Here is a 12,828-nt window from a genome sequence, read left to right as displayed (position 1 = left end):
TCGCGGTGCGAAGGCAAGCGCAACAATCTATAGTATTGTAGAAACTGCCAAAGAAAATGGTTTAAACCCAATGAAATATTTAACTTTTCTATTTGAGAAAATTCCTAATATGGATTTCAAAAATGATTCAGATTTATTTAAATCACTATTTCCATGGAGTAATCTTCCTGCTGAATGCTATTTAAATAAAAAGGATTGAAAATAAGCGGTTAATGACTGTCAACGTGACGAGTTATTAACCGCTTACGTATCTTTATCAAAAAATAATTAACTTTTTAAATAAAGCTCAAATCATTAAGATATATCTTAATGATTTTTTTAGGTTTTAAATAGTGCAAAAGATAGAAAAAACCATAATTTAAATGTTTTACACGACATCTAAGCTCAATTCCCCTTGAAATAGCCAAATTGAGTAACATAATGTAGGCCTAATTCATAATATAAACTATAATATAACTTTCTTATATTATGAAATATAAAAATAATAGGAGGGTTTTGTATGAATTCTTATGTAGATGAGTCATATAAAGGGTATAACCATTATAAAGTAACTAATAGTTCAAAAAGTAATTCAAATAAATCAAATAGTAATGCAAGCAAATCAAAGAGTAACTCAAGTAAATCTAGGAGCAACGCAAGTAATTCATATAGTAATTCAAACAACTCATATAGTAGACCATATAGCGAATCTTATAGTCGATAATCATATGTTATATAAATTTACAAATAGAGATTAGTACTATGGATAAATATTATAAAATAAAAGAAATAGTAAATGGATACTCTATTCTTAAGATAATAGGGGAAGGACGATATGGAATTGTATATTTGGCTATAAATGACAACCATGAAAAATGTATACTAAAACAATTAAAAAAAGATATGCTTAAAAAAACTAGAAAAAAATTGTTTTATGAGGAGCAGATATTACAATCTTTAGATAACACTAAATTCCCCAAATTTATATCGAAATTTAAAGATAAATATAGAGAAGGCTATATATTAGAATATATAGAAGGAAAAGTGTTTGAAGATTTATTAGCTGAAGATGAGTATAAATTTAGCAAAGACGAAATTTACAAAATTTGCAGCCAGCTTTTAGAAATAGTAGAGGTATTGCATAGTAATAATATAGTGCATAGAGACATTAGACTTCCTAATGTAATACTAAAAGAAAATAAAGAGCTAGCTTTAATTGATTTTGGTTTGGCTAGAATTATTGATGATAAAAGATATGTAAAAGAGATGGATTATTGGTTTATAGGTGATTTTTTAATCCACTTGTACTATTCATCTTATGAAGAAACTGACTCAGTAGAAAGACCTTGGTATGAAGAACTAGATTTAAATTTAGAAGAAAAAAATTTTCTAAAAAAACTCATGGGTATACAAGAGAGTTATCATAATATTGAGGAAATAAAAAAGCAACTTGAAAAAATTAAAAATATGAATTGATCTTAAAAATAAACCATGCGATTAAAAAGTTTGCATCTACGACCGCATGGTTTATTTATACAAAAAGAGGAAAAAAGATTGTACACGAGAGGCAGGTATATATTATGCCAAGTTCAATTAGAATATTAAAAATATACAATGAAAGTTTCAGAGCAAATATGTATTCTAGTGAACCTTTTAGAATGATTGGTCTAATAGATGTAAGTATTGAGTATACCTATGGAATAGAAAGAGTAACGTTATCTTTTTTTAGATCATCAGGAACCAATAGTGGAAAAATTAAAGGGTTATGGTATCCTATTGTTGGAATAAAGACTTACTCAGGACTATTCAGTGAATTTACAGAGTATCTAAATTTTGTTTTAACAAATTCTACAAGAATGGGAATGGCAGATGAAGGGTGGCTTGCTAAATCTTTATTTTTTGCTAACGGTACAGATAGTTCTAGAATAAGAGGTTTTTCAAATGGAATGCATTACGAAAGTCTTTTAGAAATAGGTGAAACTCTAAGAGATTTGTATGAAAAAGATAAATTTCAAAAAATGGATTCATTAGATGCTAGTAATTTAAATAGCATAGTAACTTCAAAAGAAATATATCAAGATAATAGACATACTCAAAGGGAAAACTTTGAGAAATTTATAGATGATATATTTAATGAAGATATTAATAATACAAAACTTGATTTGGGGTAGTCCCCTTGTAATTCTTTTCTACCATAACAATACTTATATATTGTTGTGGTTTTTTCGTATTTTAATAGGTTGTTGAGTAAACATATTTATATGATTGGTTAAAATATAAATTTAAGAATTGAAATTAAAAAACAGAAAATTTCGCTTAAATATTTCTATTATTGGCATTTGACAATAACTCATAATAGGAGTAATATAATAATTATCAAATGCCAATAATTTATAGGAGATGATTATTAATGAAAATAGCAATTTCATCAAATGGAAACAATAATGAAAGTTTATTAGATATGAAATTTGGAAGATGTGAATATTTTCAAATTCATGATACAGAAAATAAAGAAGTTAAAATTTTAGAAAACAAAGGAGCATTAGCAAGTGGAGGTGCAGGTATTGCAGCTGCTAACCAGCTTATAGATGAAAATATAGGTGTTATTATTACTGGGAATCTTGGACCTAATGCTTTTGAAATTATCGAAAAGGCAGAAATTAAAACATACAAATGTGATAGCATATTAATAAAAGATGTTTTAGATAAATACAATAATAATGAACTTAAAGAAATAAAAAATTCAGGTGCTGCATATCATGGGATGAATGCATAGATTGGAGGAATAGATGCTATGAATATAGCAGTTCTTAGTGGGAAAGGTGGAACAGGAAAAACTACAGTTTCAACAAATCTTGCTCTTGCATTAAAGTCAAATTATATTGATTGCGATGTAGAAGAACCAAATGGATTCATATTTTTGAAACCTAAAATAGAAAAAACAGAACAAGTTATGGTTGAATATCCTTTTATAGATGATGATAAATGTACTTCCTGTGGAAAATGCGTAAGTGTGTGTCAATTTAATGCACTTGCAAAAGTTAAAGGAGATATAATGCTCTTTGAAAAATTGTGTCATGGTTGTGGTGCATGTGAAATTGTATGTGAATATGATGCATTAACTTATAAGAAAAGAGAACTTGGTAATATTGAATTTGGAAAAGTAAGAGATATAAATTGTAGTAGAGGAATATTAAATATAGGTGAACCTATGGCAGTTCCAGTTATACGTGAACTTCTTAAAAATTTATCTAAAGATATTAATTTAATTGATTGTCCTCCAGGTACATCTTGTAATGTAGTAACGGCTTTAAAGTATGCTCATGGATCAATACTTGTTACAGAACCTTCAGCATTTGGACTTCATGATTTAAAAATGGCTGTAGAACTTGTGAAAATGTATAATATACCTTTTGGAATAATCATAAATAAGGATGATGGTAAAGATAATATAATAAAAAAATACTGCAGAGATGAAAAGATAAACTTAATTGGAACAATACCATACAATAGGAAGACTGCAGTATTATATTCTAATGGAGACATATTATATGATGATTTAGAACATAAAATCTTATTTGATGAATTATCCAAGAGTGTTAAGGAGGTGCTAAATTGGAATTAGTAGTTTTAAGTGGAAAAGGTGGAACCGGTAAAACTACAATTGCAACTGCATTAGCTGAACTTGCACAAGATGTAGTTAGAATAGATTGCGATGTAGATGCTCCAAATTTTTATATGTTTTATCAAGGAAATGATATTGAAAAAAACGAATTTTCAGGTGGTAAAAAAGCTATTATAGATGAAACTCTTTGTGTTAAATGTGGCAAATGTGAAACCGTATGTAGATTTGATGCCATAGAAAATTTCAATATTAATTCTTTTTCATGTGAGGGTTGTGGTGCTTGTGCTTTAGTATGTCCAGAAAAAGCTATAACCTTAGTAGATGAAAAAACAGCAGATACATTTATTACTCAATTAGATAAAGGTATACTTTCAAGAGCAGAAATGGAAATAGGAAGCGATGGTTCAGGAAAATTAATAATGTATTTAAGAAAAAACGGTAAAAAATTTAGACATGATGAAAAGTTTATTATAAGTGATGGTTCTCCAGGAATTGGATGTGCTGTTATAGCTTCTATTACTGGATGCGATGCTGTTTTAGTTGTTACAGAACCTACAAAATCTGGACTTGAAGATTTAATTAGAGTAGTAACATTATGTGAACATTTTGGAGTATTTACTATGGTTTGCATTAATAAATTTGATATAAATGAAGATATGAGTGATAAAATAGAAGAATTTATTAAAGAAAAAGAATTAATTTTAGTAGGTAAAATTCCATATGATGATACCGTAATGAAATCTATAAATGAATTAAAGCCTATTATATATTATGAAGATAGCGAAGCTTGTAAGTCTATTAAAAGCATGTGGGAAAATATGAAAAAACATATTGTTTAGTATATGAGTTGCAGGTAGTAGGGGGAGGAAACAAATGACAAGAGTAATACAATTTCATAAAGAAGGTTATAATTGTGCAGAATCCGTGCTTAAAGCATTTAATGAGGATTCAGGTTTAAATATTCCGGTATCAATTGCTAGTCCTTTTGGTTCAGGAATGACTGTAGGAAGTACTTGTGGGGCAATTACAGGAACACTTATGGCAGTAGGAGCATTAAAAGGAAGAAACACAAGTGAAGAAAAGAATAATTCAAGAACACTTACAAAGGAAATAATAATTAAGGTTAAAGAAAAATATGGAACTATTGAATGTATTGAACTTAAGAGAAAAGGTGTAACTTGTGATGAAATCATAGAGTATGCTTATGGTATTTTAAAAGAATATACAAATAATAGTCAAACAAAATATGAGGAGGAAATATAAATGAGAATAGCAATTGCAAGTGAAGGTAAAAATATAAGTGGACATTTTGGGTACTGTGAAGGGTTTACAATTTATGAAGTAGAAGAAGGTCAATCTTTAAAAAAGGAATTTGTAGCTAATCCAGGACATAAACCAGGATTTCTACCTGTATTCTTAAAAGAAAAAGGTACAAATGTTATAATTGCAGGAGGAATGGGAGAAACAGCTCAAAATTTATTTATAGAAAATCAAATAGAAGTAGTTGTAGGTGCACAAGGTTTTTGTGATGATGTTATTCAACAATTTATAAAAGGTGAATTAAAATCAACTGGTAGTGTATGTAGTGAACATGAACATTAAGACCATTGTAACGAGTAAGATATGCCTTAGTTAATATAAAATTAAAACTATTTGTTAAGAATCCTTGCATATTCAGTTCAAATGTTCTAAATATAATAGTATAATACATTTAGGGAATATGAATCTAAAAATTAAGTACATTAAAGAAGAAGTTATGTAGATATTAATTAATAGAATTATGCAGTGAATGCAAGGAGGATACAAATGGCAAGACCTATAAAATTCAGAAGAGTAGAGTTTTTCCCAGAGGACAATTATTTTATACCATGGGGAAAGCCAAAATGTGAAATTGAAGAAATAATTTTAAAGGTAGAAGAACTTGAAGCAATGAGATTAAAAGATATTGAAGATTTAAAGCAAGAAGAATGTGCTGAAAAGATGCAAATATCAAGACCGACATTTCAAAATATAATAGATAGTGCAAGAAAAAAAATAGCTACTGCGTTAACAGAGGGTAAAGCAATAAAAATAAGTGGTGGTAATTATACTACAAAGCTTTGTAAGTTTAAATGTATAAAATGTGGAACTGTTTATGAAATAAATTATGAACAAGATAGAATAGCATGTCCTAATTGCGGTTCAGGAAAAGTTATGTGTAGTAAAAAAGAACAGTTTTGTAAAAATTGGTGTAAAGGTAATAACAGAAATATTAATACTTTATAATTGAAATACAGGAAGTGAAATGCATGAATATAGAAGAATATTCAGATGTTGTTATAGATCATTTTATGTGCCCAAGAAATATGGGAGTAATAAATAATCCAAATGGAGTAGGAACCAAGGGAGATCCAGGATGTGGAGATTCTTTAAATATATATATAAAAGTAGAAAATAATATAATAGAAGATATTAGCTTTTTAGTTTTTGGATGTCCAGCATCAGTTGCTACAAGTAGTATAACAACTGAAATTGTTAAGAAAAAAACATTAGAAGAAGCCTTGGAGATTACAGAAGAATTTATAATAGATTCTCTGGGAGGATTACCAGAACATAAAAAGCATTGCTCTAATCTTGGAGTTTCGGCTTTAAGAAATGCAATTGAGGATTATTATAAAAGAAAAATATAAAATTATAATAATAGAAGCATCTAATTTAGTTTAGATGCTTTTATTATATTAACTATAATTTTCTATCTTTTGACTAATAGTCAAAGAAGGTTGACATTTCATAAGAAAATTACTAAAATTACTAATTAGGGAGTGATTTAATATGAGTAATAAAAAAGGTAATATATCAATTCATACAGAAAATATTTTTCCAATTATAAAAAAATGGTTATATTCTGATAAGGATATATTTGTTAGAGAATTAATAAGTAATGGCTGCGATGCTGTTAACAAGTATAAGAGACTTAGTTCTATGGGGGAAATTACAAGTGCAGAAGAAAAAAACTTTAAGATAGTTGTTTCTGTTAATAAGGAAAAGGGGATTCTAAGCTTTACTGATAACGGAATAGGTATGACTGAAGAAGAGGTAGAAAAATATATAACACAAATTGCTTTCTCAGGGGCAGAGGAGTTCGTAGAAAAGTATAAGGATAAAATGGGAGAAGGAAATGATATCATAGGTCATTTCGGACTAGGATTTTATTCTGCTTTCATGGGTGCTGATAGAGTCCAAATAGATACCCTTTCATATAAAGAAGAATCAAAACCAGTTAGATGGATTTGCGAAGGTGGTACTGAATATGAAATAGAAGCGGGAGATAAGACTGAAAGCGGAACAAAGATTACATTATATATAAATGAAGATAGCAAGGAATTCTTAGATCAATATAAGGTTCGTGAAATTATAGCTAAGTATTGTGCTTTTATGCCTGTTGAAATTTTCTTAGAAGATGAAAATGCTGAAAAGAAAGAAGATGAAAAGGCTCCAGAAGCTATTAATGATACAAATCCATTATGGCAAAAGAAGCCAAGTGAATGTACTGATGAAGAGTATAAGGCATTTTATAAAAAAGTGTTCAATGATTATCAAGATCCATTATTTTGGATACACTTAAATGTAGATTATCCTTTTAATTTGAAGGGTATACTTTACTTTCCTAAGCTTAAAGATGAATTTCAATTAGTTGAGGGAGAGGTTAAACTATTTAATAATCAAGTTTTTGTAGCTAATAATATTAAAGAGGTTATTCCTGAATTCTTACTTCTATTAAAGGGAGTTATCGATTGTCCAGATCTTCCTCTAAATGTTTCAAGAAGTTTCCTTCAAAATGATAAGGATGTTTCAAGAATTTCTAAACATATTGTTAAGAAGGTTTCAGATAAGCTAAATTCAATATTTAATCTAGATAGAGAAAAATATAATGAATTTTGGGATGATATTCAAATATTCATTAAGTATGGCTGCTTAAAGGATGAGAACTTCTATGATAAAATTAAGGAGTCTATAATCTTTAAAACTATTAATGAAGAGAATGTAACTTTAAAGGAATATCTAGAAAAGGCAAAGGAAAAACATGAAAATAAGGTATTCTATGTGTCTGACCTTGAAAAACAGGCTCAGTACATTAAATTATTTAAGGAATATGAACTCGATGCTATTATTCTAAATACTCCTATTGATAATAATTTTATTTCCTTCTTAGAATATAAGGATAATGGAGTGAAATTTACCAGAGCAGATTCAGGTATAGCTGATGTGCTTAAGGATAAAGATGTTAAAGAAGAAGATAACACAGAAAAGGATAAGATAATTCAAGTCTTTAAAGAGGTAATTGGTGATAAGATGAAGAATTATTCAGTTGAAAGCCTTAAAAATGAAAAGACTTCAGTTGTTATTTTAGTTTCTGAAGAATCAAGGAGAATGGCAGAAATGCAAGCTCAATTTGGAGGCGGGATGGGTATGGCTTTCCCAGAAGAGAGAAGCCTTGTTATAAATGATAAAAATCCTATAATTAAGAAACTTATGGAATTAAGTAGTGATAAAGCAAATAAAGAAAAAGTTCAATTAATTTGTAATCAAGTTGTCGATTTAGCTTTAATTGGTAATAAAGCATTAAATGCTGAGGAACTTGATGTATTTATTAAGAGAACTAATGAGTTAATGATGGAAGTTCTTCTATAAGACTTCAAGAAAAAAGGCTGTGGGTTTACCCACAGCCTTTTAATTATTTATTGTTTATGTCTTATAACTAGTTTTAGCAACTCATTTACTACTAATGGAACTATAGCAAACATCATAACAAAACCCCAATCGCTAAGGCTTAAAGGGTATACTTTAAATAGATTTGCTAGAAATGGAACTGAGATTATAACAAGCTGTATAGCTATACCAAAAACAACTGAAGCAGTTAAATATTTATTTGTGAATAGCCCAAGGGTAAATATAGACTTTTTAGTGCTTCTCATATTTAGTGAAAAGAAAAGTTGTGAAACACTTAATACAACAAAAGCCATGGTTTGTGCATGTCGTAAAGAATCAGGGTATACATATTGACCATATTTAAAGGCAAAAAGAGTAAGGACACCAATTAGAGTTCCATTAACTATAAGGTATAAACCCATAGATCTAGAAAATAATGTTTCCTTTGGATTTCTAGGAGGCTCCTCCATAACTGATTCATCTCTTGGATCAACACCTAGTGATAATGCTGGGAAGGTATCTGTAATTAAGTTTACCCATAGAATATGAATAGGTAACAGGGGAGTTGCCCAATTTAATAAAATAGCTATGAATAGAGCTAATATTTCTCCTAGGTTACAAGAAAGTAAAAATATTATTGATTTTTTGATGTTGTTATAAATATTTCGTCCTTCCTCAATAGCATTAACAATGGTGGTGAAATTATCATCAGTTAAGATAATATCAGCAGCTCCTTTAGCCACATCAGTACCTGTAATTCCCATAGCAACTCCAATATCAGAGACCTTTAAAGATGGAGCATCATTTACACCATCACCAGTCATAGAAACTATATTTCCATGAGATTTAAAGGCTTTAACAATTTTCACCTTGTGCTCAGGAGAAACTCTAGCAAAAATTTTATAGTTATTTACAATCTTATTAAATTCTTTTTCTTCATAACCATCAATTTCTGATCCAGACATACACTGAGATATATTATCTGCAATTCCTAGTTCTTTACCTATTGCAAAGGCTGTATTCTTATGATCTCCAGTTATCATAACTGGAATAATACCCGCTTTTAAACAAAGATCAATAGACGGTTTTACTTCTTGACGAGGTGGGTCAATCATTCCCATTAATCCTACAAAAATTAATCCATGCTCAAGCTGATCAATAGCAATATTTTCATCTTTAATTTCCTTATATGCTAAAGCTAAAACACGTAGTGCATCATTACTCATAGAATTTGCTGAATTTAATAGAGAAGTTTTCACATCCTCTGTTAAGGGCTCAATGATGCCATCTATTAAAATACTATTACAAATAGTAAACAAAGAATCTATGGCACCTTTAGTAAATACATTATATCTATTACCATAGGAATTAACAGTTGTCATAAGTTTTCTATCAGAATCAAAGGGAACTTCATTAACTCTATTATGTTCCTCGTTAAGAGAATCCTTTAAAATATTGAGTTTAATACCAACATCCAGTAGAGCTATTTCTGTAGGGTCACCAGTTTTAGATGTTCCGGTTGAAGTAGCATCACTACAGAGTATCATACCTTCTACAAGAATTTTACTTTCATTATTAATTATATCAATATTATCTAAGTCATTAAGTTTGTTATTTACAAAGAATTTTTTCACAGTCATTCTATTTATAGTTAATGTTCCTGTCTTATCGGAACATATTATGCTAACAGATCCTAAGGTTTCAACAGCAGGAAGTTTTTTAACTATAGCATTATGTTTTATCATTCTTTGAACACCAAGGGCAAGTACTATAGCAACTATGGCAGGTAACCCTTCAGGGATAGCTGCAACTGCTAAACTTATTGAAGTTAATAATAACTCCAGCCAATCGCGTCCTTGAAACATGCCTATTATAAAAATAAGTGTACATATGATAACAGCTGCAAAACCTAGATTTTTACCAAGCCCTGATAATTTCTTTTGAAGTGGAGTAGACTCATCTCCCTCCTCATCTAGCATTTTAGCTATTTTACCAATTTCAGTATTCATACCTGTGGCAATAACAACTCCGGTACCTCGGCCATAGGTAGATAGGGTAGACATAAATGCCATGTTACGCAAATCTCCAATTTGAGGTTTTTCTTCATTAATAATTAAATTTGCATCCTTTTCTGCAGGAAGGGATTCACCAGTAAAAGCAGACTCTTCAATTTTTAGGTTAGCACTTTCAATAAGTCTTAAATCCGCAGGAATATATCTTCCAGCATCGATTATTGCAATATCTCCAACAACAACCTGCTCAGACGGAATTTCAGTAATAACACCATCCCTTTTTACCAATGCTTTAGGAGTACTAAGATGTTTTAAAGCTTCAAGAGCTTTTTCTGCCTTAGATTCCTGAATTAATCCAATTAATGCATTGATAAGTATAACTATCAAAATTACAATTGAATCACTTATTTCTCCCATAACACCTGAAATTATAGCTGCAGCTATAAGGATATATATCATTGCATCATTTATTTGGGAAAAAAATAACACTGCTAGAGATTTTTTCTTTTTACCAGCAAGCCTATTCTCTCCATCTCTAGCTAATCGAATATTTGCTTCTTCAGTAGTTAACCCTTCTAAGGGGTTAACAATTAATTCTGTTATTACATCTTGGGGGCTTTTTTTAAACCACATAATAAGTTCACCTCTATATATAAAATTGCTATATAGTTAGCATATTGTTTTTTTAACTGTTCTATACGTGGGAAATAGTTGAATTTTAAAAATCAGATATCCCTTTTACTTGACTCAACCCAAAATACGAGATGATTTGACAAATTCGCTTGACTTAAACAAAATACGAGTTAATTTGACAAAGGAGTATAACCATATATAATTATAGGATAGATAGATATTATATTATTGAACAAAGGAGAGATGAAATTGGGAAGTTATATTTTAAAAAGACTTTTTGCAGGAATTATAACAATATGGGCTGTTGTTACTATAACGTTTTTTCTTGTAAGGTTAATGCCTGGAGGTCCTTTCGAGGGAGATAAAATGACGCCGGAAATAAAAGCTAATTTGGAGGCTAAATATGGAATTGATAAGCCTTTAGGAGAACAATATGTTATGTATATGAAAAATCTTCTAAAGGGAGATCTAGGAGAATCAATGAAATTTAGAGGAAGAGAAGTTACGGATACTATTAAGTATTCATTTCCTAAATCGGCTATATTAGGTGGAGCTGCAGTATTAGTTTCTTTAGTGCTCGGAGTAGGACTCGGAGTAGTTTCGGCACTCAAGTCTGGTAAATGGCCAGATAGAGTATCTATGCTTATGGCAACCTTGGGAACAACAATTCCAAGCTTTGTATTAAGCGCAGTACTAATATATATATTTGCCAGTAAATTAGGTATACTACCAACCACGGGATTTGGTAGCTGGAAGCATTTAATAATGCCAGTTATAGCTCTTTCAGCAAGCTCAACTGCTTTTATTACTAGGCTTACAAGAAGTAAGCTAATGGATGTTTTAAAATCAGATTATATTAGAACAGCAAAAGCTAAAGGACTAAATAGCAGGACTGTAATTTTAAAACATGCGTTAAGAAATTCATTAATACCAGTAATAACATATTTAGGACCTTTAATTGCTAGTATTTTAACTGGTAGTTTTATAGTAGAGAGTATTTTTGCTATACCAGGACTAGGTAATGAGTTTGTATCAACAGTAACCAACCGAGATTATTCAGCTTTACTTGGAGTTTTGGTATTCTATAGTACATTAATAGTAGTATCTAATATTATTGTAGATATTATGTATGTAATAGTTGATCCAAGGATAAAACTAGATAATGTAGAAATTTAAAGGAGGAGAAAAGAGTGGAAAAATATATAGACTTAGATAAGAACTTATTTACTCCTTTAAAGGCAGAAGATAAGAAGTTTGAACAAGTTGTAAGACCAAGTGTTGGATATTGGAGTGAGGCATGGACAAGACTTAAGAGTAATAAGGTAGCATTAATATCTTTAATTGTAGTAATTTTGGCCATTGTTTTAGCAATAGTTATTCCTTTAATTTCACCCTATGGATATGAGGAAACTAATCTAGCTAACACAAATATAAAACCAAATTCACAATTTTTATTTGGAACAGATGCATTAGGAAGAGATTTATTAGTTAGAGTAATGTATGGAGCTAGATACTCTCTGATAATAGGTATAGCAGCAGCTATCATAAACCTTGTAATCGGGGTGTTGTATGGCGGAATAGCAGGCTTTTTTGGTGGGAAAATAGATAATATAATGATGAGAATAGTAGATGTTCTTTATTCTATTCCTACTATAATATATGTAATATTGCTTATGGCTTTCTTTACCAACAAATCTGGTGGAAGTGGAGTTACAAATATAATAATAGCATTATCTATTTCATATTGGGTAGGAATGGCTAGAATTGATTGAGTCAAGTAAAAGTGGGCAACTATTTTATTATCCATTATTTTACAGTATATATTTATAACTTCCCTTAAGCATTTTTACTCTTAATTGTAACTAATATCTCCAAATCCTTTTAATCCAC

The 12,828-nt window shown here is 29.7% G+C and carries 14 protein-coding genes and 1 pseudogene; 14 read left to right on the top strand and 1 reads right to left on the bottom strand.

Annotated features, from left to right (window positions below; translation table 11 throughout):
* The 12 genes from CLVI_RS17910 to htpG all read left to right on the top strand — a co-directional run.
* The coding region (locus CLVI_RS17910; protein WP_146127343.1) for a transposase domain-containing protein at positions 1-199 on the top strand (199 nt) is incomplete at its 5' end.
* Positions 200-499: 300 nt separating this feature from the next.
* The gene (locus tag CLVI_RS16405) at positions 500-703 is read left to right on the top strand and encodes a hypothetical protein (protein ID WP_106061228.1); all 204 of its coding nucleotides are present in this window, start codon (positions 500-502) and stop codon (positions 701-703) included.
* Positions 704-741: 38 nt separating this feature from the next.
* Positions 742-1,455, top strand: a complete 714-nt coding sequence (locus tag CLVI_RS16400; RefSeq protein ID WP_106061226.1) for a protein kinase family protein — start codon at positions 742-744, stop codon at positions 1,453-1,455.
* Positions 1,456-1,559: 104 nt separating this feature from the next.
* On the top strand, positions 1,560-2,150 hold the full coding sequence (locus CLVI_RS16395) for a hypothetical protein (protein WP_106061224.1): 591 nt from the start codon (positions 1,560-1,562) through the stop codon (positions 2,148-2,150).
* A gap of 239 nt (positions 2,151-2,389) precedes the next feature.
* Entirely contained in the window at positions 2,390-2,755 is a 366-nt protein-coding gene (locus tag CLVI_RS16390) for a NifB/NifX family molybdenum-iron cluster-binding protein (RefSeq protein ID WP_106061222.1), read from the top strand.
* Positions 2,756-2,773: 18 nt separating this feature from the next.
* Complete coding sequence (locus tag CLVI_RS16385; protein WP_106061220.1) at positions 2,774-3,604, top strand: ATP-binding protein; 831 nt, start codon at positions 2,774-2,776, stop codon at positions 3,602-3,604.
* On the top strand, positions 3,595-4,443 hold the full coding sequence (locus CLVI_RS16380) for an ATP-binding protein (RefSeq protein ID WP_106061218.1): 849 nt from the start codon (positions 3,595-3,597) through the stop codon (positions 4,441-4,443). Before CLVI_RS16385 ends, CLVI_RS16380 begins: the two co-directional genes overlap by 10 nt.
* A gap of 34 nt (positions 4,444-4,477) precedes the next feature.
* A complete protein-coding gene (locus CLVI_RS16375; RefSeq protein ID WP_106061216.1) occupies positions 4,478-4,867 on the top strand; it encodes a C-GCAxxG-C-C family protein in 390 nt (129 codons plus the stop codon).
* Positions 4,868-5,206: a NifB/NifX family molybdenum-iron cluster-binding protein gene (locus tag CLVI_RS16370; protein ID WP_106061214.1), complete on the top strand. Its 339-nt coding sequence runs from the start codon at positions 4,868-4,870 to the stop codon at positions 5,204-5,206.
* Between the two features lie 204 nt (positions 5,207-5,410).
* Positions 5,411-5,869: a DUF134 domain-containing protein gene (locus tag CLVI_RS16365; RefSeq protein ID WP_106061212.1), complete on the top strand. Its 459-nt coding sequence runs from the start codon at positions 5,411-5,413 to the stop codon at positions 5,867-5,869.
* Between the two features lie 23 nt (positions 5,870-5,892).
* Positions 5,893-6,273, top strand: coding sequence for an iron-sulfur cluster assembly scaffold protein (locus tag CLVI_RS16360; protein ID WP_106061210.1), 381 nt, complete (start codon positions 5,893-5,895; stop codon positions 6,271-6,273).
* Between the two features lie 142 nt (positions 6,274-6,415).
* Entirely contained in the window at positions 6,416-8,275 is a 1,860-nt protein-coding gene (htpG, locus tag CLVI_RS16355; protein WP_106061208.1) for a molecular chaperone HtpG, read from the top strand.
* Positions 8,276-8,322: 47 nt separating this feature from the next.
* On the opposite strand, the gene CLVI_RS16350 is transcribed toward htpG, so the two are convergent.
* A complete protein-coding gene (locus CLVI_RS16350; RefSeq protein WP_106061206.1) occupies positions 8,323-10,938 on the bottom strand; it encodes a calcium-translocating P-type ATPase, PMCA-type in 2,616 nt (871 codons plus the stop codon).
* Between the two features lie 249 nt (positions 10,939-11,187).
* On the opposite strand from CLVI_RS16350, the gene CLVI_RS16345 reads away from it, so the two are divergent.
* Positions 11,188-12,114, top strand: a complete 927-nt coding sequence (locus tag CLVI_RS16345; protein WP_106061204.1) for an ABC transporter permease — start codon at positions 11,188-11,190, stop codon at positions 12,112-12,114.
* Between the two features lie 14 nt (positions 12,115-12,128).
* Positions 12,129-12,704: pseudogene (locus CLVI_RS16340) on the top strand (ABC transporter permease); the annotation flags it as partial.
* Positions 12,705-12,828 lie beyond the last annotated feature (124 nt).

This window comes from Clostridium vincentii (assembly GCF_002995745.1).
GTDB lineage: Bacteria > Bacillota > Clostridia > Clostridiales > Clostridiaceae > Clostridium > Clostridium vincentii.
This window is presented reverse-complemented; position numbering and strand designations above follow the sequence as displayed.